The sequence below is a fragment of the Nocardioides sp. B-3 genome (assembly GCF_024703895.1).
Taxonomy (GTDB): Bacteria; Actinomycetota; Actinomycetes; order Propionibacteriales; family Nocardioidaceae; genus Nocardioides.
This window is the reverse complement of the sequence record NZ_CP087968.1, coordinates 1793962-1814304: the sequence shown is the minus strand read 5'-3', so window position 1 is coordinate 1814304 and position 20343 is coordinate 1793962. Positions and strand designations below refer to the sequence as shown.

The 20343-nt window shown below is 70.8% G+C and carries 29 protein-coding genes; 11 read left to right on the top strand and 18 right to left on the bottom strand.

The window, feature by feature from the left end; genetic code table 11:
* Position 1 precedes the first annotated feature (1 nt).
* Entirely contained in the window at positions 2 to 1348 is a 1347-nt protein-coding gene (locus LP418_RS11970) for a helix-turn-helix transcriptional regulator (protein ID WP_257956428.1), read from the bottom strand.
* Between the two features lie 70 nt (positions 1349 to 1418).
* Here LP418_RS11970 and LP418_RS11965 point away from each other — a divergent pair, with 70 nt between their 5' ends.
* Genes LP418_RS11965 through LP418_RS11955 form a run of 3 tightly spaced genes read left to right on the top strand, consistent with a single transcriptional unit; the run spans position 1419 to position 2837 of the window.
* Positions 1419 to 2141 carry a DinB family protein gene (locus LP418_RS11965; protein WP_257956427.1) on the top strand — a complete coding sequence of 241 codons (723 nt, stop codon included), beginning with the start codon at positions 1419 to 1421 and terminating at the stop codon, positions 2139 to 2141.
* Between the two features lies 1 nt (position 2142).
* Complete coding sequence (locus tag LP418_RS11960) at positions 2143 to 2625, top strand: alpha/beta fold hydrolase (protein WP_257956426.1); 483 nt, start codon at positions 2143 to 2145, stop codon at positions 2623 to 2625.
* On the top strand, positions 2622 to 2837 hold the full coding sequence (locus tag LP418_RS11955) for a hypothetical protein (RefSeq protein WP_257956425.1): 216 nt from the start codon (positions 2622 to 2624) through the stop codon (positions 2835 to 2837). Before LP418_RS11960 ends, LP418_RS11955 begins: the two co-directional genes overlap by 4 nt.
* On the opposite strand, the gene LP418_RS11950 is transcribed toward LP418_RS11955, so the two are convergent.
* On the bottom strand, positions 2834 to 3319 hold the full coding sequence (locus LP418_RS11950; RefSeq protein ID WP_257956424.1) for a cupin domain-containing protein: 486 nt from the start codon (positions 3317 to 3319) through the stop codon (positions 2834 to 2836). The genes LP418_RS11955 and LP418_RS11950 overlap by 4 nt on opposite strands.
* Positions 3320 to 3576: 257 nt before the next feature.
* Here LP418_RS11950 and LP418_RS11945 point away from each other — a divergent pair, with 257 nt between their 5' ends.
* A complete protein-coding gene (locus LP418_RS11945) occupies positions 3577 to 3912 on the top strand; it encodes a hypothetical protein (RefSeq protein WP_257956423.1) in 336 nt (111 codons plus the stop codon).
* Between the two features lie 8 nt (positions 3913 to 3920).
* Here the strand turns inward: LP418_RS11945 and LP418_RS11940 are convergent, their stop codons facing one another.
* The 6 genes from LP418_RS11940 to LP418_RS11905 all read right to left on the bottom strand — a co-directional run bounded on the left by LP418_RS11940 (position 3921) and on the right by LP418_RS11905 (position 8314).
* Complete coding sequence (locus tag LP418_RS11940) at positions 3921 to 4418, bottom strand: FBP domain-containing protein (RefSeq protein WP_257956422.1); 498 nt, start codon at positions 4416 to 4418, stop codon at positions 3921 to 3923.
* A gap of 29 nt (positions 4419 to 4447) precedes the next feature.
* The gene (locus LP418_RS11935; protein ID WP_257956421.1) at positions 4448 to 5119 is read right to left on the bottom strand and encodes a sigma factor-like helix-turn-helix DNA-binding protein; all 672 of its coding nucleotides are present in this window, start codon (positions 5117 to 5119) and stop codon (positions 4448 to 4450) included.
* The gene (locus LP418_RS11930) at positions 5065 to 5556 is read right to left on the bottom strand and encodes a carboxymuconolactone decarboxylase family protein (protein WP_257956420.1); all 492 of its coding nucleotides are present in this window, start codon (positions 5554 to 5556) and stop codon (positions 5065 to 5067) included. Before LP418_RS11930 ends, LP418_RS11935 begins: the two co-directional genes overlap by 55 nt.
* Before the next feature lie 109 nt (positions 5557 to 5665).
* The gene (locus tag LP418_RS11925) at positions 5666 to 6307 is read right to left on the bottom strand and encodes a peroxidase family protein (protein ID WP_257956419.1); all 642 of its coding nucleotides are present in this window, start codon (positions 6305 to 6307) and stop codon (positions 5666 to 5668) included.
* Positions 6304 to 7296: a peroxidase family protein gene (locus tag LP418_RS30840; RefSeq protein WP_336276066.1), complete on the bottom strand. Its 993-nt coding sequence runs from the start codon at positions 7294 to 7296 to the stop codon at positions 6304 to 6306. Before LP418_RS30840 ends, LP418_RS11925 begins: the two co-directional genes overlap by 4 nt.
* Before the next feature lie 595 nt (positions 7297 to 7891).
* The gene (locus LP418_RS11905) at positions 7892 to 8314 is read right to left on the bottom strand and encodes a Fur family transcriptional regulator (RefSeq protein WP_257956417.1); all 423 of its coding nucleotides are present in this window, start codon (positions 8312 to 8314) and stop codon (positions 7892 to 7894) included.
* Between the two features lie 493 nt (positions 8315 to 8807).
* Here LP418_RS11905 and LP418_RS11900 point away from each other — a divergent pair, with 493 nt between their 5' ends.
* The 5 genes from LP418_RS11900 to LP418_RS11880 are packed head-to-tail and all read left to right on the top strand — an operon-like array spanning position 8808 to position 11391.
* Positions 8808 to 9149 carry a hypothetical protein gene (locus tag LP418_RS11900; protein ID WP_257956416.1) on the top strand — a complete coding sequence of 114 codons (342 nt, stop codon included), beginning with the start codon at positions 8808 to 8810 and terminating at the stop codon, positions 9147 to 9149.
* Positions 9150 to 9191: 42 nt separating this feature from the next.
* Positions 9192 to 9368, top strand: a complete 177-nt coding sequence (locus LP418_RS11895; protein ID WP_257956415.1) for a hypothetical protein — start codon at positions 9192 to 9194, stop codon at positions 9366 to 9368.
* Positions 9358 to 10134 (top strand): hypothetical protein, encoded by a 777-nt coding sequence (locus tag LP418_RS11890; RefSeq protein WP_257956414.1) that lies wholly within the window; start codon positions 9358 to 9360, stop codon positions 10132 to 10134. Before LP418_RS11895 ends, LP418_RS11890 begins: the two co-directional genes overlap by 11 nt.
* A 5-nt stretch (positions 10135 to 10139) precedes the next feature.
* The gene (locus LP418_RS11885; protein ID WP_257956413.1) at positions 10140 to 10733 is read left to right on the top strand and encodes a dihydrofolate reductase family protein; all 594 of its coding nucleotides are present in this window, start codon (positions 10140 to 10142) and stop codon (positions 10731 to 10733) included.
* Between the two features lie 25 nt (positions 10734 to 10758).
* Positions 10759 to 11391 (top strand): hypothetical protein, encoded by a 633-nt coding sequence (locus tag LP418_RS11880; protein WP_257956412.1) that lies wholly within the window; start codon positions 10759 to 10761, stop codon positions 11389 to 11391.
* A 698-nt stretch (positions 11392 to 12089) separates the two neighbouring features.
* Here LP418_RS11880 and LP418_RS11875 read toward each other — a convergent pair.
* The gene (locus LP418_RS11875; RefSeq protein ID WP_257956411.1) at positions 12090 to 12830 is read right to left on the bottom strand and encodes a lipoate--protein ligase family protein; all 741 of its coding nucleotides are present in this window, start codon (positions 12828 to 12830) and stop codon (positions 12090 to 12092) included.
* Between the two features lie 52 nt (positions 12831 to 12882).
* Here LP418_RS11875 and LP418_RS11870 point away from each other — a divergent pair, with 52 nt between their 5' ends.
* Positions 12883 to 13356, top strand: coding sequence for a GNAT family N-acetyltransferase (locus LP418_RS11870; RefSeq protein WP_257956410.1), 474 nt, complete (start codon positions 12883 to 12885; stop codon positions 13354 to 13356).
* A gap of 5 nt (positions 13357 to 13361) precedes the next feature.
* Here LP418_RS11870 and LP418_RS11865 read toward each other — a convergent pair whose 3' ends face one another.
* From LP418_RS11865 to LP418_RS11840, 6 genes are all read right to left on the bottom strand, one after another.
* Complete coding sequence (locus LP418_RS11865; RefSeq protein WP_257956409.1) at positions 13362 to 13781, bottom strand: hypothetical protein; 420 nt, start codon at positions 13779 to 13781, stop codon at positions 13362 to 13364.
* The gene (locus tag LP418_RS11860; protein WP_257956408.1) at positions 13751 to 14923 is read right to left on the bottom strand and encodes a GTP-binding protein; all 1173 of its coding nucleotides are present in this window, start codon (positions 14921 to 14923) and stop codon (positions 13751 to 13753) included. The genes LP418_RS11865 and LP418_RS11860 overlap by 31 nt, the downstream gene beginning before the upstream one ends.
* A gap of 47 nt (positions 14924 to 14970) precedes the next feature.
* Positions 14971 to 15345 (bottom strand): hypothetical protein, encoded by a 375-nt coding sequence (locus LP418_RS11855; RefSeq protein WP_257956407.1) that lies wholly within the window; start codon positions 15343 to 15345, stop codon positions 14971 to 14973.
* A gap of 174 nt (positions 15346 to 15519) precedes the next feature.
* Complete coding sequence (locus tag LP418_RS11850; RefSeq protein ID WP_257956406.1) at positions 15520 to 15972, bottom strand: iron transporter; 453 nt, start codon at positions 15970 to 15972, stop codon at positions 15520 to 15522.
* Positions 15890 to 16087 carry a hypothetical protein gene (locus LP418_RS11845; RefSeq protein WP_257956405.1) on the bottom strand — a complete coding sequence of 66 codons (198 nt, stop codon included), beginning with the start codon at positions 16085 to 16087 and terminating at the stop codon, positions 15890 to 15892. The genes LP418_RS11850 and LP418_RS11845 overlap by 83 nt, the downstream gene beginning before the upstream one ends.
* A gap of 115 nt (positions 16088 to 16202) precedes the next feature.
* Complete coding sequence (locus LP418_RS11840) at positions 16203 to 16667, bottom strand: hypothetical protein (RefSeq protein WP_257956404.1); 465 nt, start codon at positions 16665 to 16667, stop codon at positions 16203 to 16205.
* Positions 16668 to 16740: 73 nt separating this feature from the next.
* Between LP418_RS11840 and LP418_RS33220 the strand changes: the two genes are divergently transcribed.
* On the top strand, positions 16741 to 17979 hold the full coding sequence (locus LP418_RS33220) for a sulfite exporter TauE/SafE family protein (protein ID WP_442940172.1): 1239 nt from the start codon (positions 16741 to 16743) through the stop codon (positions 17977 to 17979).
* Here LP418_RS33220 and LP418_RS33215 read toward each other — a convergent pair.
* The 3 genes from LP418_RS33215 to LP418_RS11815 all read right to left on the bottom strand — a co-directional run bounded on the left by LP418_RS33215 (position 17937) and on the right by LP418_RS11815 (position 19675).
* Positions 17937 to 18071: a TraR/DksA family transcriptional regulator gene (locus LP418_RS33215; protein ID WP_442940259.1), complete on the bottom strand. Its 135-nt coding sequence runs from the start codon at positions 18069 to 18071 to the stop codon at positions 17937 to 17939. The genes LP418_RS33220 and LP418_RS33215 overlap by 43 nt on opposite strands.
* Positions 18072 to 18473: 402 nt before the next feature.
* Positions 18474 to 19028 (bottom strand): hypothetical protein, encoded by a 555-nt coding sequence (locus LP418_RS11820; RefSeq protein ID WP_257956403.1) that lies wholly within the window; start codon positions 19026 to 19028, stop codon positions 18474 to 18476.
* Positions 19029 to 19195: 167 nt separating this feature from the next.
* Positions 19196 to 19675, bottom strand: coding sequence for a (2Fe-2S)-binding protein (locus tag LP418_RS11815; protein WP_257956402.1), 480 nt, complete (start codon positions 19673 to 19675; stop codon positions 19196 to 19198).
* Positions 19676 to 20343: the final 668 nt, after the last annotated feature.

Sequence of the window (20343 nt, the reverse complement as noted above, 5' to 3'; positions counted from 1 at the left end):
CTCACTCGAGGTGCATGGCCCGGGACTCCGGGCCCGGGTCGCCGTCGAGGTCGAACGACTCGTCCTCGTCGGCGTCGGAACCGAGCACGTCCCGGGCCGCCCGGATCGCGTCGGGGTCGTCGCCACCGAGCATCGCCTCGTCGTCGGCGTCGTCCTCGGACTCCTCCTGCATCACCCGCATGCTCAGGGTCTCGTCCTCCACGTCCGCCATCTCGGCGCCGCGAGGCTGCCGGTCCGGCGGGCTCCACGGCTCGTCGTCGCCCGCACTCGGGTCGCCCGGGTTGATCTCCGCGTCGGCCTGCTCCACGTCGTCGAGCTCGGTCTCGCCCCAGTCACCTTCGCTTCGCTTGGTCATGCCTCCACCATGTCCGGTGACGCACGTCCGGACAAGGTCAGTCGGCCACGGCGCGGGCCAGCCCCTGGCCGCCACGTCGGTCACCGCCGCGCGCAGCTCCGGGCCGCCCTCGACGGTGAACTCGAAGGGCATCCCGGCCAGCCACTCGCCGGCGAACATCGCCGGGTTGCTGGTGCTGCCGACCACGACGCAACGGTCCGCACCCAGCGGCTCGAGCCGCCCCATCGTGGGTCGCAGCCACGGTGCGACGTCGCTCGCCGGCGCGTGGAAGACCACTCGGGTCTCGTGGTCCCAGCCGGAGGCGAGGTTCTCCTCCAGCACCGCCACCGGGTCGAGCCCGTCGGGGGTCGCAAACCGCCGCGTGCCCTCGCCGACGCTGGTCACGCGGTCGATCCGGTAGGTGCGCACGGCGTCCGCATGATGGGCGAGGCACAGCAGGTACCACCGGCCGTAGCGCACCACCACCGACCACGGATCCACCTCGAACGAGTGGGTGTTGCCCGACGCGCTGCGATAGCCGATCCGCACCTGCCGCTGCTCACCGACCGCCTCGACCAGCGCGCTCGTGATGGCGGGGTCGGGCTTCGCCCACTTGTCCGGTACGGCGAGTGCGTGCTCGCGCATGGTGGCGGCCTGTCGGCCCACGTTGACCGGGAGGGCGCGGATGATCTTGCCGAGGCCGGAGCCGACGGGGTCCTCGTTGTCGGCCGCCGCATGGCGCCCGTCCAGCACGGCCATCACCGGGCCCAACGCCTCCGCCGCGCTGAACACCGGGGGCGCCAGCCGCACCCCTCTGCCGAGTCGGTAGCCGCCGTACGGACCGCGCACGGACTCGACCGGGATGCCGGCCTCGCGCAGGATCGCGACGTAGCGACGGGCGGCCCGGTCGGTGACCCCGAGCCGTTCGGCGAGGTCGTCGGCGGTGCAGCCCGGGCGGTTCTGGAGGATCTCCGGGGTTCGCAGTGCCCGCGCGGTGGGGCTGGTCTCGCTCATGTCGAACACCCTCACATCGCGGATCGGAAACCGGAAGCGGAACGTCCGGAACTCCTCCTAGGTTGGCCACATGAATCGATCAACCGCATCCCCGGACAACGGAGCGCACATCGAGCACGCCGACCTGCGCGCCATCTCCTTCCACCACGTGCGCTTCCCCGGCCTCGAGCTGGTCGACGTCGAGATCACCGGCAACATCGAGGACGTCACCATCAACGGCGTCGACATCGGGCCCCTGATCGACGCCGAGCTCAACTGCCGGATGCCCGAGCGGGCGAAGATGAACCCGCAGACCGTCGAGGAGTTCCGGGAGACCTGGGCCATCCTCGAGCGGCTCTGGTCCGGGACCGAGGAACGCGCCCGCGCGCTGCCGCCCGAGCGGCTGCACGAGCGCGTGCGCGACGAGTGGTCCTTCATCGAGACGCTGCGCCACCTCAGCTTCGCGAGCGCCGCCCGGTGCGGCCGGATGGTGCTCGGCAACCCCGACCCGTGGCACCCGCTCGACCTGCCCCGGGACGAGGCGCCCGGCTGGGACGGGATCCCGTGGGACCGCGAGGCGCGTCCCTCGCTGGACGAGGTCATCGCCGTACGCCGCACGAGGCAGGCGATGGTGCGCGACATCATCGGCGGCCTCACCCCCGAGCGGCTCGAGGAGACGGTCACGATGACCGAGCCGGGCTGGCCGCAGATCGAGGACTTCGAGCTGAAGCAGTGCCTCTTCATCGTCGTCAACGAGGAATGGCACCACCGGCTCTACGCAGAACGCGACCTGACCGCACTGGAGGAGAACTGACATGGAAATCGTGCTCATCGCCGGCATGTGGCTCGACGGCTCCGCTTGGGACGACGTGGTCCCCGAGCTACGGGACCTCGGCCACCGACCGATCCCCTTGACCCTGCCCGGGCAGGGCGACGGCAAGGCCGGTGCGTCGTGCGGCGACCGAGTCGCCGCCGTCGTGGCCGCGGTCGACGCAGCTGACGGACCCGTCGTGGTGGTCGGGCACTCGGCGGCCTGCACGCTCGCGTGGGTCGCGGCGGACGCGCGACCCGAGAAGGTCGCCCACGTCGCGCTGATCGGCGGCATGCCCAACCGGGACGGCGACAAGTACTTCGGCTTCTTCGAGCCGGTCGACGGGGTCGTGCCCTTCCCCGGTTGGGAGCCCTTCGAGGGCCCCGGCTCCCGACGACATGTCGGCCGAGCTGAAGGCGACGGTGGCGGCTGGCGCGATCGCCGTACCCGCCGCCGTCACGCAGGGAGTCGTCAGCCTGACGGATGATCGCCGCTTCGACGTGCCGGTCACCCCCGGGTCTGCCCGGAGTTCACGCCCGCGGACGCGAAGGAGTGGCTCGAGGCCGGCGAGATCCCCGAGCTGGCGAAGGCGACGCGGCTCGACTACGTCGACATCGACTCCGGCCACTGGCCGATGTTCACCAAGCCCGTCGAGCTGGCCCGGATCCCGGCCGACTGCGCTCGGGCCTGAGGTCCTAGAGCCAGTGGTTGTCGTGGCGGAACATGAACTCCGCCCGCTCCTCGTCGCTCATCTCCCGGCCGCTCGCGAGCGTCTCGAAGTAGTCCTCTCGCGGGCCGCCGGGGGCGAAGCTCAGCAGCATCTGCGCGTGGCCACCGCCCTTGAAGCCGTGGATGCCGCCCTCGGGGACGTAGAGGTAGTCGCCGGCGCCGCCCTCGACCCACTCGTTGCCGTCGAAGAGCTGAACTGTCCCGCTGAGGATGTAGAAGTGCTCCGAGATGCTGCGGTGGAAGTGCGGCCCCGGGCCGCTCTCACCCTCGCCGAAGGTCCAGCGGTAGACGCCGATGTTGCCGCGTGACTGGTCGCCGCGGACGAGGTATTCGCACGTGCCGCCGTTGGCGTAGGTGATGTCAGGCGGGATGTCGTTGCGCCGGATCCGGGCGCTCGCCTCCCCGCTGTCGCCGGTGTAGACGTCGGGTGGATAGCTGCCGGGAAATGACATGCGCCCACGGTGCCAGAGCCGACCGGCACCCGCCAGCGCCACTCGGTATCCGAGTGGTTACCGAATTGCCTGAATTTCGCACTCCGTCGGGCGAGGTAGGTAACGCGTTACCAACCTCCGCCGACCAAGGCCCGAATCCGCGGCTTTTGGTAACCACCTAGCAACCGGATCCGTGAACCGGCGGACCGTAGGCTCGGCGCATGTCACCGGGATGACCGGAGTCGGGAAGTCGCAACTGGCCGACCGGCTCGCGCGCCGTGGTCTTCCACGACGAGCCGGTCGACGGGGTGATCCACGTGGTCGCCAACGGGCACGCCACCCCTCGGCGGACGGCCGGCACCACCGGTCGAGCCAGCGCCACCCGCGAGGAGCTGCTCGCCGTCGTCGACTACTACTCGCCGGGGAGCGGCTCGCCGTTCGGCGACAAGATCGACGAGCTGCGGGCACTCGCTGGCGGCGCCAAGCTGTCGGTCGACGTGCTGCCCGTCAGCAGCCGGGGCGGCGACCGGAAGTCGGCGCTGTCCGCCAAGCAGGCGAGCGCCATGGTCGACGCCCTCGCGACCCGGCTCGCCCAGCTCAGCGGCCACGTGTGAGGCGCTGATCAGGCGACGTCGACCACGCGCCGTACGAACGTGTCGAGGTTGGCCTGGACACGCTCGATGCGTGCCTCGGTGCTCAGGGTCTCCACCGGTTGTACGCGGTCGGGCTGCTTGAGGCTGCGGGCGTAGAGCGAGCAGGCGAGGTCGGTGCACAGGTAGGTGCCGACGGTGTTGCCGTTGCGGCCCGAGGCGCCGGGACGCGGCGCGACCATCAGGGCGACGTCGGTCGTGGAGTGCACCGTGCTGCAGAGCGCGCACATGTTCTGGCGTCCGGTCGAGCGCCGGTCGGTGCTCAGCCGCATGACCGGGCCGGTGACCTTCCCGCGCCACTCGCTGACGATGTACGCCGCAGCGGGGGCACCCGGGTCCCGCCAGCCGAGGAAGTCGAGGGTGTCCCACGCGGTGTCGGCGAGCCCGAGCGGGACGCGGAGGCGCTTGGCCTCACCCTGCGAGCAGTTCACGAAGGACGTGCGGATCTCGGCCTCGGTCAGCGGGGTCATGGCCCCATGATCGCGTGCGGCCGGGAAGGTCAGCGACTGACTTCCGCCACCTCGAGTATCCACGACAGCTTCTCCGGGTTGCGGACGGTGTAGATCCCGCTGACCAGCCCCTCCTCGACCAGCATGGTCATCACCGAGTCGACCTTGCCGTCGAGACGCACGAGCAGTGCCGGCCAGCCGTTGACCCGGACCAGCTCGCCCGTCATCACCCCGACCACGGTCGGGAGTCCGGCGCTGAGCAGTCGGCCCACCTTGTCGGCACCCGGGATCGGGCGCGGCAGCGCCTGCTTGATCCCGCCGCCGTCACCGAGCATCACCACATCCGGGGCCGGGACGTCGACGAGGCGTTGCAGGTCGCCGGTCTCGAGCGCGGTCTGGAACGCCTCGAGCGCGACCCGGGTGTCGGCCCGCGAGGTCGCGCCGCGCGGGCGGCGCTCGGCGACGTGGGCCCGAGCCCGGTGCGCGATCTGGCGCACCGCGGCCTCCGTCTTGCCGACCGCCTCGGCCAGCTCCTCGTAGCCGACGTCGAACACGTCGTGCAGCAGGAACACCGCCCGCTGCGTCGGCGTCAGCGTCTCGAGGACGAGCAGCATCGCGGTCGACAGGCTGTCGGCGAGCTCGGCGTCCTCGGCCACGTCGGGGCTGGTCAGCAGCGGCTCGGGCAGCCACGGTCCGACGTACTCCTCACGACGTCGTGCCACCGTGCGCAGCTGGTCGAGGGCCTTGCGGGTGACGACGCGGACCGGGAAGGCGCGCGCTCATGGCGCTCACGCTCGGGCTGGCTCGCGGTCGCGAGCGGGGTGAAGACGTCGGACTCGCGCCAGCGCGGCACCTCGCGGGCCTTGGCCTCGTCCGGGCCCTTGTTGTGGGACTGGAAGTAGCCGAGGTCGAGGCAGAAGCTGCAGCCGATCTCGGCGGCCGCGGCCATCGTGGCGAAGGACGTGAGGTTGGGATCGAGCTCGTGCCACTTCTCCGACTTGCGGCCGAGCTTCATCGAGTCGTTGAAGACGGCGCGGTGGTGCCACATCACGCCAGCACCTGCGGGCACGCCGCCGAGGAGCTTCTTCATGGCGATCTTGAGCAGGCCGCCGTACAGACCGGTGATCTCGGCCGGCGGGACACGGGTGGTGCTGGTCATGACTGTCTCCTTGTCGTGGACGCGGTGTGTCGCGTGCTGGACATGAAGACGCCGACCGGGCGCGGGTTGTGACACCCGCTGCCCGATCGGCGCTCGGAGACGGTCGAGATCAGCTGTGCAGGTCGTACCTGTCGAGCTCCATGACCTTGACCCGGGCGGCGACGAAGTCACGCACGAACTGCTCGTCGTCGCTGGCATAGACCTCGGCGACCGCGCGCAGCTCGGAGTTGGAGCTGAAGACGAGGTCGGCCCGGGTGCCGGTCCACGACTGGCCGGCCGCGCCGCTGCCGACATAGGTGTCCTGGGCCTCGCCCGGACGCCACGTCGTGCCGAGGTCGAGCAGGTTGACGAAGAAGTCGTTGGTCAACGTGCCCGGCTTGTCGGTGAGCACGCCGGCCTGCGAACCGCCGGAGTTGGCACCCGGGACGCGCAGCCCGCCGACCGGGACGGTCATCTCGGGGGCGCTGAGGTTGAGCAGGTTGGCCTTGTCGACGAGGAGGTATTCCGCCGGCAGCTTGCTGTCGGCCACCGCGTAGTTGCGGAAGCCGTCGGCGTTGGGCTCGAGGTAGCCGAAGGACTCGACGTCCGTCTGCTCCCGGGTCGCGTCGCCGCGCCCACCGTGGAAGGGCACCTCGACGGTGACCCCGGCCGCGGCCGCGGCCTGCTCGACACCGACGTTGCCCGCGAGCACGACCGTGTCGGCGAAGGTGAGGCCGAAGTCGGTCGCGATCGCCTCGATCTTCTCGATCACCGGGGCGAGCTCGGCCCGGGTCGTTGACCGTCCAGCTGCGCTGCGGCTCCGGGCGGATGCGGCCACCGTTGGCGCCACCCCGCTTGTCGGAGCCGCGGAACGAACCGGCGGAGGCCCACGCGGCCCGGACCAGCTGCGAGACCGAGAGCCCGGAGCCGGCGATCGCCTGCTTCGCGGCCGCGACCGCCTCGTCGAGCGGGACCTGGACAGACGGGACCGGGTCCTGCCAGAGCAGCTCCTCGGTCGGGACCTCGGGGCCGACGTAGCGCTCGATCGGGCCCATGTCGCGGTGGGTCAGCTTGAACCACGCGCGGGCGAAGGCGTCGGCCAGCTGGTCGGGGTTCTCCGGGGAAGCGACGCGAGATCTGCTCGTAGGCCGGGTCCATCCGCAGCGACAGGTCGGTGGTGCACATCATCGGCTGGTGCGACTTCGACGGGTCGTGCGCGTCGGGCACGGTGCCCGCGCCGCCGCCGTTCTTCGGCGCCCACTGGTTGGCACCCGCGGGGCTCGCGACGAGCTCCCACTCGTGCTCGAAGAGGATCTCGAGGAACCGGTTGTCCCACTGGGTCGGGGTGTCGGTCCGGTCACCTCGATGCCGGAGGTGATGGTGTCGCCACCCTTGCCGGTGCCGTACTTGTTCAGCCAGCCGAGGCCGTTGGCCTCGAACGGCGCGGCCTCGGGCTCCGGGCCCACGTTGGCCTCGGGGTCGGCTGCGCCGTGCGTCTTGCCAGAACGTGTGACCACCGACGATCAGCGCGACGGTCTCCTCGTCGTTCATCGCCATCCGGGCGAACGTCTCGCGGATGTCGACGGCCGCGGCGACCGGGTCGGGGTGGCCGTTGGGGCCCTCCGGGTTGACGTAGATCAGGCCCATCTGGACCGCCGCGAGGGGCTTCTCGAGGTCGCGCTCACCGGTGTAGCGCTCGTCGCCGAGCCACGTGGTCTCGGGACCCCAGTAGACGTCGTCGTCGGGCTCCCACGCGTCGATGCGACCGCCGGCGAAGCCCGAACGTCTCGAAGCCCATCGACTCCAGCGCGACGTTGCCGGTGAGGACCATCAGGTCGGCCCACGAGAGGGACTTGCCGTACTTCTGCTTGACCGGCCACAGCAGGCGGCGGGCCTTGTCGAGGTTGCCGTTGTCGGGCCGGGGAGTTGAGGGGCGCGAACCGCTGCTGGCCGGTGCCGGCGCCACCGCGACCGTCCTGCACGCGATAGGTGCCGGCGCTGTGCCACGCCATCCGGATCATCAACGGGCCGTAGTGCCCGAAGTCGGCGGGCCACCAGTCCTGCGACGTGGTGAGCACCTGCTCGATGTCGCTCTTGACCGCGGCGAGGTCGAGCGCGGCGAAGGCCGCGGCATAGTCGAAGTCCGCGCCCAGCGGGTTGGCGGTGGCCGGGTTCTTGGCCGGGATCTTGAGGTTGAGCCGCTCGGGCCACCATCCCCACGGTTGGCGCTGCCCCGGGTCGGGTGCGCACCGTGCAGGACGGGACAGCCTCCGCCCGACTCGTTCATCTCGCTCAGTTCGGTGCCGGCGTCGTTGGTCATGACTTCCTTCTCTCGTGGACGGGTGGTCTGGGTGGATCACATCTGGGGTGAGCACTGGGGGCAGGTGCCCCAGAAGACGACTTCGGCCTCGTCGACCACGAAGCCCGCGTCCGAGGCCGCGGTCAGGCAGGGCGCACTGCCGACGACGCAGTCGACGTCGGCGACCGCGCCGCACGAGCGGCACACCACGTGGTGGTGGTTGTCGCCGACGCGCAGCTCGTAGCGCGCCGCGGAGCCGGCCGGCTGGATCCGGCGTACGAGACCGGTGCGCGTCAGCGCGTCGAGGACGTCGTAGACAGCCCGGTGCGACACCGTCTCGAGCTCGGTGCGTACGGCGCCGAGCACCGTCGCAGTGTCCGCGTGCGGGCTGGCCTCGACCGCGCGGAGCACCGCCGGGCGCGGCTGCGTGACCCGCAGCCCGGCACCTCGCAGGAGGCTCTCGGCGGTGGGCGTGGACACGTCACACACCCTGCTCCCTTTTCTGGAATGAGTCAAGTAAGGCTGGTCAATGCCCTCCTCTTTTCTCGTCATGGTGCCGACCGAGTTGTCGGCGTACGTTGCGAGCTGGGCCCGGCCGGGGCCCCAGCGCCCGCACGGCCTCGACCTGACTCGACCGATCAATCGACCGAGGAGGCAGAGGTGTTCATCCAGATCATTCAAGGCAAGTGCACGCGGCAGGACGAGGCCCACGAGCTGCTCGACGAGTGGCGTCGTGACCTCTCGCCGGGGGCCCCCGGCTGGCTCGGCGGGACCTATGGCTTCACCGACGACGACCTGATGATCGGCGTCGTCCGCTTCGACTCACGGGAGTCGGCGATGGCCAACTCCGAGCGCGCCGAGCAGGGCGAGTGGGCCGAGCGCCTGACCGCCGTGATGGACGGTCCGATGGAGTTCCACGACTGCGACGACGTCACCCTGCTCATGGACGGAGGCTCGGACCGAGGCGGGGTTCGTGCAGATCATCCGCGGTCGGGTCGACGACCCGAGCCGGCTCAAGGCAATGCTGGCGGACACCACGAGCCTGCACGAGATGCGACCGGAGATCCTCGGCGGCACGCTCGCGATCGAGCCGGACGGCACGTTCACCGAGACGGTCTGCTTCACGTCCGAGGAGGCGGCGCGTCAGGGCGAGCAGATCGGAGCCGCCGGCCGAGGTCCGCAGCGAGCTCGCCTACGCCATGCAGGACGCGACGTTCTACGACCTGCACAGGCCGTGGTTCGAGAGCGCCTGAACCGAGCTGGGGGATTCCGGGCCCACGTTGGTCGCGAGACGAGCGTGGGCCCGACGCCATGACTAGGCTCGTTCCCGACAACCGCCTCTCGGGAAGAGATCACCATGGCCAAGAAGAAGGTCGTCCGGGTCGACACCGGCGCCGACGCCGCAGACACCGAACACACGGAAGCCCACGCCGGAGGCGAACAGCAAGGCCACCCGGCTGCGCCTGATCGCCGCACTGCTGTGGGCGCTCGCCATCGCCGGCGAGGTCTACGCGATCTTCGGGGTGCTGCGTGACACCCCCGTCAACATGGTGCTGCTGATCGGCCTGCTCGTCGTCATCGGTCTGCTCGCCGCCGGCGGCTCGCTGCTGTGGAAGCAGGCCAACCGCCTCGACCCGGCCTCGCGCCGCGACACGGTCCGCTTCTTCGTGCAGAACCAGCTGGGCGCGATCATCACCGTGATCGCGTTCCTGCCGCTGATCGTGCTGATCCTGACGAACAAGGACATGAGCGGCAAGGAGAAGGCACTCGCCGGCGGCATCGGCGTGCTCGTGATGATCGCGGCGACCGCCGTCGGCGTCGACCTCGACGCGCCCTCGGTGGAGCAGTACACCGAGGAGTCCAACCAGTCACCGACATCACGGGCGCCGACCTCGTCTACTGGACCAAGTCCGGCGAGGTCTTCCACCTGTGCGAGTCGGTCTCCGCGGTCAACCCGGAGTCGAAGGACAACACCATCTACTCCGGCACCGTCGCCGAGGCGCACGCCGCCGGCAAGGAGCGGCTCACGCTCCGGGTCGAGCAGGAGCGCAAGCAGTGCGGCTTCGACGCCCCGGCCATGGAGGACCCGTCAGCCCCGCCGACGGAGTGATCGTCAGCGCTTGCTGCCCCGGTTCCTGAACTTCCACTCGCTCGAGTGGATCTTCAGTGACCGCACATGTGAGGCAGTTCGGCGACTGAGGCACCCTGTCGAGCGTGGAATGGCGACGGTTGCCGTCGAACTTCCTCAGATGATCTGGCGGCCAGTGGTGGCGGCCGGCCCCACGGCGTACCTAGTCTGAAACCCATGGGCCTCGTCACCGCCGACATGTCCGTCTCGCTCGACCTCGTGGGGGCCGGGCGCGACCAGTCGCTGGAGCACCCCTTCGGGCCGGACGTGGGCGAGCGCTTCCACGCCCGGATGTTCGAGCACGGCGAGGACAGCCCCGACGAGATCGCCCGCATCGTCGACGCGGGCGCCTTCATCATGGGCCGGCACATGTTCGGGCCCGACCGCGGCGAGTGGGACCTCGACTGGCAGGGCTGGTGGGGGCCGGAACCGCCGTACCGCGGACCCGTCTTCGTGCTCTGCAGCCGGCCGCGCGAGTCGGTGGAGATGGAGGGCGGGACGACCTTCCACTTCGTGACGGACGGTCCCGGTACGGCGCTCGAGCTGGCCCGCGCGGCGGCGGGCGAGCGCAACGTCTCGATCGCCGGCGGGGTCACCACCCTCAACGCCTACCTCGCGGCCGGCCTCGTCGACGAGCTCCGACTCCACGTCGCCCCCTTCACGCTGGGGGACGGACTGCGGGTCTTCGACGACGTGACCGGTCTGGCGATGGTGCCGGCCTCCAGCCGGACCACGCCGCACGTCACCCACCTCACCTACCGGCGGGCGTGACTCCGACGTACGGCACGCTTGTCCCATGACTTCGACGGGCGATCGCATCGCCGACTGGCTCGAGGGGCTCGACCTCGCGGCGCACCCGGGCACCGCCGGCCTGCCGACCTTCACCCGCGACGCGCAGGGCTCGGCCGTGTGGACCGACCCGGCGACCGGCGAGCCGATGACGACCGAGCAGCTCGAGGCGCTCGACGCGATGCTCCACTCCACCGGCGAGGACCCGGCCCACGCCGTACCGATCTCGCTGCTCACCGTGGCCCGGCACGCGCGGCTGCGCGAGGAGCTCCTCGACACTGCGTGGTTCGACTACGCGGCTCTCGCCGAGGTGCGGGGCACCTCCGTCGATGCCGCCCGGTTCATGATCCACAAGACCGGGTCGCTGCACCGCCTGCTGGTGATCGGCGACCATCGCGACGTCATGGTGCCCGCCTTCCAGCTCACCAGCGCGGGCGAGCCGCGCGAGGACCTCGCGCCCGTCCTCCAGCCGCTGCTGGCCGCGGGCATGGACCCGTGGAAGGCGTGGATCTGGCTGACCCAGCCGGCCGCGCTGCTCGGTGGGCTGGTGCCGGAGCAGGCCGCAGCGGACCCTGAGACCGCCGACCTGACGGCGACGGCCGCGGTCCGGCTGGCCGAGCGGGTTGCCAGCTCGGGCTGACCGAGCCATGGCGGTGGCACGATGGCCGGGATGGAGCACGGAACGGATCGCGCACGCCTCGCTCGCGAGGCACTGGCGGGCTACGCACATGGGCCGAACGCTCCGATCGAGGCCCGGGCCGCCGCCCTGACCAACGCGGCGTCGGCCGGGTCGCTCGTCCCGGTCGAGGGCATCAGCGACCTGATCGCGATCGAGACCCTCGCCCGCCGCCGGGGCCGGGACCCGGCCGCGGAGCGAGTGACCGTGGTGCCGATCGGCGGTGCCCACGCCGTGACCAGTCACCTCCTGCTCTTCGGCCCGCAGGGTGCGGACCTCGTCCTGCGCGGGGTGTGCGACGAGGCCGAGGAGGAGTTCTTCCGACGCGGCCTCGCGGCCGCCGGCGTCGGTACGCCGAGGACGCGCCGCGACATGGAGCGACTCGGCTTCTTCGTCTGCGTCGAGGACCCGGAGGACGAGCTGATCCGGGCCGCCGGTCGCGCGCCGATCGAGGCGCTCCTCGACAGCCGGGGCGACCTCGGGTCCTTCGAGACGTTGCAGAAGCAGCCGGCGTGGCGCGACGGCAGCTTCGAGGCCCAGATGCGCCGCTTCCTCGGTGCCGGTGCCCGACGCAAGTCGCGCTACGCGCGGCTGCTCGTCGACGCGATCGCCTCGAGCGGATGCCCCGCCCGCTGGTGCAGGTCCCGGGTCGGACCTGAGCGTCACACCCGGTGGTCGACGGCGAGCCGGTCGGCTTCCGCGAGCAGGTCGCCGAGCGCGCTGACCGGCAGGGTCGGCGACGTTCCCGCGAAGGCCGCGAGCAGTGCCCGTGCGACCACTCCCGGTTCGAGCGCGGGGTTCTCCGCCGACAGCGACCCGACCGACGCCGGGTCGAGCGGCTGACCGAGATGGCCGTAGACCTCGGTCAGCACCGGTCGGAGCTCCGCTTCGTCGCCCACCACGACCAGTGACGCGAACAGCCACGCCCGGCGGAGGACGCGCTGCGCGGTGCCGACGAGCTTGGCTTCTCCGCGGGCGTTGACGCTGTGGGCTCCGGGGCAGTACTCCCCCGGCACCGCCCCGAGCCGGGCCTCCACGCCGAGGGTGCGCATCACGTCCACCAGTCGATGCCCGATCTCGACGAAGCGGGCATCGTGCCCGCCGATCGGCTCCTTCTCGTGCCGCACGTGGTGCACGACGACGGTCTGCTCGGTGTAGGCCACGGCCCGGCCGCCGGTGGCCCGGATCAGCGGCTCGAAGCCCGCGTCCGTGGCGGCCCGGACCGCGGCAGCAAAGCCCGGCGACCGGGTCTCGCGTCGACCGAAGACGACGGAGCGACCCGAAGGTCGATAGACGTGCAGGGCCTCGAACGAGTCCTCGCGCTCGGCCCGGCGCGCCAGCAGGTGGCCGAGCGCGAGATTGGTCGCCTCGCCACCGGGTGCCGGATCGACGTAGACCTGCATGATCGAGCATCCTTGCAGTGCTTCGCCTCGCACCCGCACCTCGGGAGATCTCGTGACTGACACAGACGCCTTCGCCGTACGCCGCGCAACGCCGGCCGACGCCGCGGTGCTCGGAAGGCTGCTGTGGGACTTCAACACCGAGTTCGACTCGCCGACCGACCCGGCGGACGTGCTGGCCGCGCGGTTCGCCCGGATCCTGGAGTACGACAACGTGATCGCGCTGGTCGTCGGGGACGCCAAGGGCTTTGCGCTGATCACGCTGCGTCCGGCGATCTGGTTCGACGGGCCGGTCGCCCAGCTCGAGGAGCTCTACGTCGTGCCGTCGCTGCGCAACTGGGGCATCGGCACGCAGCTGATCGCCGAGGCGCGACGGATCCTCGCCGAGCTCGGGTCTCCCGAGCTGCACATCAACGTCGACGAGGTCGACGAGGACACCCGGCGGTTCTACGAGCGGCACGGGTTCGTGAACATCGAGGAGGGCGTCGACTACCGCATGCTCTGCTACATCGGGCAGACCGAGGGCTGACCCGGTCAGCCGGCGGCCAGCGGCTCCAGCATCACGTCCGGGTTGTCGCGAGCCGTCGCGCCCGCGCGCCACTGGTCGGTGAAGATCGCCGGGTAGGTGCCGTCGGAGCGCTGCAGCACCTCGACGCCGCGACCGCCGCGCACGCGAGCGCACCCTCGGCATCGGTGCGCCGCGCGACCTTGTAGTCCAGTGCGGACAGCCGGATCGGCGAGTTGAACTCGTTGGACATCCGTTCTCTGGACGACCTCGAACTGCATTGGTCCGACGGCCGCGAGCACCGGGCTCTGGTCGCCACGCAGGTCGGAGCGCAGCACCTGGACCACGCCTTCCCGGTCGAGCTGCTCGATGCCACGACGGAACTGCTTGTAGCGGCCGATGTCCTTCGCGGTCGCGGTCATGAAGTGCTCGGGCGCGAAGGTCGGCACGGGCGGGAACTCGATCGGCTCGCCGGTGTAGACCGTGTCGCCGACGCGGAGCGCCCGGGCGTTGACGAAGCCGACGATGTCACCGGGGTAGGCGTGCTCGATCGAGGTGACCTCGCGACCGAAGACGGCCTCGGGCGTACTTCGTCGCAGAACGGCCGACCGCTCGCGGCGTGCGTCACGATCATGCCGCGCTCGAAGTCGCCGGACACGATGCGCGCATAGGCCAGCCGGTCGCGGTGGGCGGCGTTCATGCCGGACTGCACCTTGAAGACGAAGGCGCTGAAGTCGTCGCCCGGGCGCCGCTGGGTGCCGTCGACACCGGCGATGGTGCCGGGCGCCGGGGCGAGGTCGAGCAGCAGGTCGAGCAGCTGCGCGACCCCGAAGTTCTGCAACGCGCTGGCGAACATGACCGGCGTCGTGACGCCCGCGAGGAACCGCTCCCGGTCGTGGTCGGCGTCGTCCAGCGTGAGCAGCTCGTGCTCCTCCACTGCGGCGGCCCACACGTCGGCGTCCGCGGCCTCGACGTCGTCGGCCGACATCCGCAGCTCGGGCGCGCGAGTCGCGCCACCGGCCGTGCGGGTGTACTTCACGAACTCGCCGGTACGGCGATCGAGCACCCCACGGAAGTCACCGGCCTCGCCGACGGGCCGAGTGAGCGGGGTGGGTCGCAGCTTGATCTGCTGCTCGATCAGGTCCATCAGCTCCAGCGCCGCGAGGCCCGGGCGGTCCCACTTGTTGATGACGGTGATGACCGGGATGCCGCGCAGGGCGCACACCTTGAACAGCTTGAGGGTCTGCGGCTCAAGCCCCTTGCCCGCGTCGACCAGCATCACCGCGGAGTCGACGGCCGAGAGCACGCGGTAGGTGTCCTCGGAGAAGTCGGAGTGGCCGGGGGTGTCGACGAGGTTGATGACGTGGTCGCGATAGACGAACTGCAGCGCGGCCGACGTGATCGAGATCCCGCGCGCCTTCTCCATGTCCATCCAGTCGGAGACGGTCGCGCGGCGTCCGCCCTTGCCGTGCACGGCGCCGGCCTCGGTGATCACCCGCGCGTGCAGCGCCAACGCTTCGGTGAGCGTGGACTTTCCGGCGTCAGGGTGGCTGATGACGGCGAAGGTACGGCGGGGGCGCTTGTCGGACACGTCCGGAAGTTACCCCGCCGTCCACGACGCGCGGAATTTCGGAGCCGTCAGTGGTTGATGAAACCGATCACCATCGAGCCCCACCAGCCGACCCGGGACACGGTCGTGGCGGCCGCGGCCGCCAGCAGCACCCGGCGCGGTGCCGTGTCGAAGCTGGCCCCGACGCAGAGCCGATGGTGCAGCAGCCCCGCGAACAGGCCGTTCCAGACGATCAGCAGCACCGGGCCGAGCTTGACCTGCGTGAGCGGGTTGTCGAGGGCCGGCTCGAGCAGGATGCCGGTCAGGACCAGCCCGGCGAGGCCGAGCCAGATCGGGGCAGTGAGGTGTCCGGCGGTGTCGAGGACGTCGGAGAGCGTACGGCGCCGTACGACCCACAACAGGCCGACCCAGTCGACCGACAGCACCGCCCCGAATCCGAGCACCGGTGCAGGCGAGGTGGCCGAAGAGGGCGACCTCGTGCATCGTGTGCCCGAGGTGGATGCGCTCGGAGACGAGCAGGGCGCCGGCGCCCCCGACCGAGACCACGGAGCCGACGAGGAGCACTGTCCACGGCAGCGTCGCGACCTGCGGTCGGGGGAGGACGGCGTCGGACACGTTCAGCTCGCGCTCAGCTCGACGTCGGCGAACTCGACCGTGGTCTCCTCGGCGAGCGCCGGGCCGTCGGCCTCGTCGCCGTGGCGCAGGAACGACGGCGACCCGAGCGTGGCGCGCAGCGTGTAGGTGCCGTCCTCGGGGATGGAGAAGTTGGTCGCGTAGTGGAAGAACGTCGCGTAGTAGAAGTTCAGCTCCTCCTCGGCGACGACGGTGCCGTCGGCGGCGACGACCTCGACGGTCACGGGCACGTCGGGGACGATCCGGCCGGTCGACTCCTCGAACGGGATGATCTCGATGTGGTGGGTCTCGCCGGCCCGGGGCTCACGGAAGCTGCTGTGGCCGCCGTGCTCCTCGAACCACGGCTCGGCCGCCTCAACGATGTAGCCCACGCGCCACTCGCCGCTGGTCTGCTCGCCACCGCGCTCGGCGATCTCGGCCTCGACCGTCTCGTACATCGTGCTGACCCCGGCGGGGGACGGCGCTCTCGGCCTCCTCGGCACTGGAGGACGAGCAGGCGGACAGGGCGAGCGCGGGCAGCAGGGCGGCAATGGCGATCCGGGGACGGAACATGGGATGGAACCTCCTGAGAATTAGGTAAGGCATACCTAAGCAGATGCTGGGTTCGCCCGCATCGTGACCCCGACCACAGCGCGGTCGGGGCTGCGTACGATCACCGCCATGCGCCTCAAGCCCGGTCGGCCCTCGTTGACGTCGTACGCCGATCGGTTCCGACACCCCCGAGGCCGAGGCCGACTTCGGGGTGACCTTCCTCGGCGTCGCCTCCCTCCTGCTCGATGACGGCGAGACGGCGGTCATGACGGACGGCTTCTTCTCCCGGCCGTCCCTGCCCGGGCTGCTGCTGCGTCCGATCGCGCCGGACCTCGGTCGCATCGACAGCGCGCTCGGCCGGTTGGGTTTCGGTCCGTCCGGTCGGGGGCTGGCAGCCGTCATGCCGGTGCACACGCACTTCGACCACGTCATGGACTCGGCCGTCGTGGCTGGCCGCACCGGCGCGGTGCTGGTCGGCGGTGAGTCGAGCGCCAACGTGGGACGAGGTGGCGGTCTCGGTCCTGAGCAGATCTCGGTGGTGACGCCCGGGACCCCGCTGACCTTCGGCGCCTTCACGATCACGCACCTCGAGTCGGAGCACTGCCCGCCCGACCGTTTCCCCGGCACGATCGACGAGCCGGTCGTGCCGCCGGTCAAGGCTGCGGCGTACAAGTGTGGAGAGGCCCGGTCGATCCCGGTGTCGCACACGAGCGGTCGGAGCGCGCTGCTCCGGGGGCAGCGCCGGCTTCGTCGAGGGTGCGCTCGCCGGTCGACAGGCCGACGTGGCCTACCTCGGAGTCGGCCAGCTCGGGGTGATGGACGAGGACTACATCCGGGCCTACTGGGCGCAGACCGTCACCGCCGTCGGCGCGAAGCGGGTCGTGCTGACCCACTGGGACGACTTCTTCCGCGGCCTCGACCAGCCGCTGCGGGCGCTGCCCTACGCCGGCGACGACCTCGACGTGACGATGCGGATCTTCGGCTCGCTGGCGGCGGAGCAGGGGATTGCCCTGCACCTGCCGACACTGTGGCGGCGCGAGGACCCCCTGGTCCGGCCTGCGCAGCACGTGAGTCCGCTCGATCAGGTGGTCGTGCTCGTGACCGGCCTAGCTGCCGGGATCCTGACGTCGACGGTCGGCGTCGCGTCACTCCTGAGCTTTCCGGTGCTCGTCGCTGTCGGCCTGCCCCCAGTCGTCGCCAACGCCTCCAACACGATCGGCATGACACCCGGGGCGTTGAGCGGATCGTGGGGCTACCGCAGCGAGCTGCGTGAGCACCCGCGCGTCGCGGCGATCGTCCCGGGCACCTGCGGCGTCGGGTCGGTTGCCGGCGCCGTACTCCTCCTCCCGGCGCTGCCACCGGCCGTCTTCGAGGGTGTCGTGCCGTGGCTGATCCTCGGCACGTGCCTGCTCGTCGGCATCCAGCCTCGGCTCTCGGCCCGGCTGCGTGCCCGCCGCGGCAGCGATGCCGCCGATCGCCTGCACGTGTCGCCCGTGACGGGGGGTCTTCGCAACGGTCACGGGGGTGTACGGCGGCTACTTCGGCGCCGGCTCCGGCGTGATGATGCTGGCCGTGCTCGGGCTGGGCACGGACCTGCCCTTCCGGGTCGCCAACGCCCTCAAGACCCCGGCCATCCCGGCCGCGAACCTGATCGCGAGCGTGATCTTCGTGTTCGCCGCCGACGTCGACTGGCGCGCGGTGGTGCTGCTGGCATCGGGCTCGGTCGTGGGCGGCTACGTCGGGTCCCACCTCGGGCGCCGGATGCCGCCCGGACTGCTGCGCACCGGGATCGTCATCGCCGGACTCGTGGGTGCCTTCCTGCTCTGGCGCTGACCTCGTCCGGCGAGCTCAGTGCGACGGCAGCTCGACGTCAGGACCGGTCGTCCGAGCTGCGCGCGCAGTCGATGCACTGACGGGCCGTGGGTCTGGCCTCGAGCCCGGCCGCGCCGATCGGCCGTTCGCAGGTCTCGCACGCGCCGTACGCACCGGTGTCCGGGCGATGCAGCGCGGCCTCGACCTCGACGAGGTGGGTCCCGGGTCTGGCGAACGAGCGCGGTGAGCTGGGACCGCTCGAAGGCGATCGTCGCCCCCTCGGGGGTCGTGCTCGTCGTCGGCGTTGGTGTCGCGGGAGGCGGCCACCACCCCGTCGAAGTCGTCGTAGAGCCGGGCCAGCCGGACGCGGACCGAGTCCCGCTCGGCCTCGAGCAGGCGGCGCAGGTTGGAGGTCCCGGGCTCGTCCATGCTCTCGACCTTCTCATCCCGGTGCACCGGCGTCGGCCGAGCTGCCGGCTGTGACACCGACTCCGACGGTGCTGGATCGCCGGCACCAGCAGGGGGACGATCCAGCACTGTCTCCGGGGCCACGAAGCGAACGGGGCGTACGGCGACGTCCGCACCCGCTCGACCGCTACACCCGCTCGGTCTTGACCAGCCCGCGCCAGCCGCGCTCGGCGAGCAGCTCCTCGAGCCGGTCACGCAGGCGGACCATGTCCGCACCGGCCCCGAGGACGACGGTGTCGAGCAGGTCGGCGAAGGAGCTGTCGAGCTCGAGGTCGTCGTCGTCCAGCTCGCCCCTCGCGTCGGCCTGCTCGATCATCTCGACGAGGAGGTCCGCCGTCTCGGCCAGCGCCGCGTCGGGATCCTCGTCGATGAGGGCATTGCCGAGGGTCTGCAGCATCTTGCGCATCAGCGGGTCGTCGAGGTGCGCCTGCTTCATCACCATGTAGTCCGCGATCTTCTCCGGCCACCGAGCGGCGATCAGGATCCACGAGTCGCGCTCCAGCTCGACCATCACCTCGGGCGCGCCGAGCTCACGCATCCGGTCGAGATAGGCCGTGACCTCGAGCGGCAGCGCAAGGCTGTCCCCGGCGGCCAGTCGGGCGATCCGTCGTCGGTGCTCCTGCACCCGAGCCAGCGGCACCCCCGCCTCGGCCAGCGTCCGGATCCGGATCAGCCTGACCACGTCCGGCGCGGCATAGGTGCGGTAGCCCGAGGAGGCAACTGTGTTCCCGGGCGGCCACAACGGGTTCATGGGTGGCGAGTACGGCCAGCCGCCCGGCAAGCCCGTCGAGTTCGCCGCGACGCTGAGGAGCGTCCCGGCAGGTTCGTGACAGGTCCGCAGTGTCGAGCTCACATCTGAACGGCGCCGGTCCGGATAGCCTCGCGGATGTGGGTGTAGGTGCCGCATCGGCACACGTTGCGAATGGCGTCGAGATCCCCCTCCGTGATCGCGCGGCCCTCCTCACGGACCTTGTTGACCAGCGCGACGGCGGCCATGATCTGGCCGGGTTGGCAATAGCCGCACTGCGCGACGTCATGCTCGAGCCAGGCCTCCTGCATCGGGTGCAGGCCGTCGCCATCGACCGTGTCGGCGAGACCCTCGATGGTGGTGATCTCGTCGTCCTCGCCGATCGCGCTGACCGGCACCGAGCACGGGTTGAATGCCTTGCCGTTGATGTGCGACGTACAGGCCTTGCAGACATTGATCCCACAGCCGTACTTGGGGCCGGTGACGCCGAGGACGTCGCGCAGGACCCAGAGGATGCGGACATCGTCCTCGACATCGACGGTGACCGTCTCGCCATTGAGCTGGAAGGTGTGCTTCGGCATCTCGCTGCCCTCAGAACGTGTGGTCGAGGCCGTCGGACGGCGACTCGGGGAACGGATGGGATGAACGATTTCGGCTCGAAGTGCAGCGGATCGGCGAAGTTGATCGGGAACTCTGTTGGCATCTTGCCCACCGCCCGGGCATAGGCACAGGCGACCGCGGCCATCGACGCCGCGACGCCGGCCTCACCGACACCACCCGGCTCGGGGCTCTCAGACTCCATCACCTCGCACCGGAACTCGAACGGCGTGTTCCACTGCCGTGGGTAGGCCGAGTTGTCCCAGCTGGCCTCCGGGAAGTGCCCCTCGGCCGGTGGTTGCTGTACGTCAAGGCCTGACCCATGCCATCGATGAAGCCACCCATCATCTGGGCTCCGGACCCCGAGCGGGTTGACCACCAGACCGGCGTCCACCACCACCGTCGCCTTCGTCACCCGGGGGCCGGTGACGGCATCGTGGACCCTACGGTTGACGGTTTCAGGGCGGCAGTCGATCTCGACCAGCACGGCCGATGCCCCCTTGTACTCCTTGTGGATCGCGATGCCTTGCGCCATACCGGCCGGCATCGCCTTGCCCCAGCTCCCCAGCTCCGCCGCGCGGTTGAGCACCCGCTTCACCACCCCGCTCTTGGCGTGGGCGAGGCGGAACGCGACCGCGTCCTGCCGCAGGCT

What these genes read in the sequence shown, in the direction of transcription:
- LP418_RS11930 (WP_257956420.1), bottom strand. Translation starts at nt 5,556, where the DNA reads ATGACCAGCACCACCCGTGTCCCGCCGGCCGAGATCACCGGTCTGTAC.
- LP418_RS11880 (WP_257956412.1), top strand. Translation starts at nt 10,759, where the DNA reads ATGACTTCGACGGGCGATCGCATCGCCGACTGGCTCGAGGGGCTCGAC.
- LP418_RS11970 (WP_257956428.1), bottom strand. Translation starts at nt 1,348, where the DNA reads ATGAGCGAGACCAGCCCCACCGCGCGGGCACTGCGAACCCCGGAGATC.
- LP418_RS11845 (WP_257956405.1), bottom strand. Translation starts at nt 16,087, where the DNA reads ATGTTCCGTCCCCGGATCGCCATTGCCGCCCTGCTGCCCGCGCTCGCC.
- LP418_RS11955 (WP_257956425.1), top strand. Translation starts at nt 2,622, where the DNA reads ATGATCGCCGCTTCGACGTGCCGGTCACCCCCGGGTCTGCCCGGAGTT.
- LP418_RS11965 (WP_257956427.1), top strand. Translation starts at nt 1,419, where the DNA reads ATGAATCGATCAACCGCATCCCCGGACAACGGAGCGCACATCGAGCAC.
- LP418_RS11940 (WP_257956422.1), bottom strand. Translation starts at nt 4,418, where the DNA reads ATGACCCCGCTGACCGAGGCCGAGATCCGCACGTCCTTCGTGAACTGC.
- LP418_RS11875 (WP_257956411.1), bottom strand. Translation starts at nt 12,830, where the DNA reads ATGCAGGTCTACGTCGATCCGGCACCCGGTGGCGAGGCGACCAATCTC.
- LP418_RS11815 (WP_257956402.1), bottom strand. Translation starts at nt 19,675, where the DNA reads ATGCCGAAGCACACCTTCCAGCTCAATGGCGAGACGGTCACCGTCGAT.
- LP418_RS11850 (WP_257956406.1), bottom strand. Translation starts at nt 15,972, where the DNA reads ATGTACGAGACGGTCGAGGCCGAGATCGCCGAGCGCGGTGGCGAGCAG.
- LP418_RS11885 (WP_257956413.1), top strand. Translation starts at nt 10,140, where the DNA reads ATGGGCCTCGTCACCGCCGACATGTCCGTCTCGCTCGACCTCGTGGGG.
- LP418_RS11950 (WP_257956424.1), bottom strand. Translation starts at nt 3,319, where the DNA reads ATGTCATTTCCCGGCAGCTATCCACCCGACGTCTACACCGGCGACAGC.
- LP418_RS11960 (WP_257956426.1), top strand. Translation starts at nt 2,143, where the DNA reads ATGGAAATCGTGCTCATCGCCGGCATGTGGCTCGACGGCTCCGCTTGG.
- LP418_RS11895 (WP_257956415.1), top strand. Translation starts at nt 9,192, where the DNA reads ATGGCCAAGAAGAAGGTCGTCCGGGTCGACACCGGCGCCGACGCCGCA.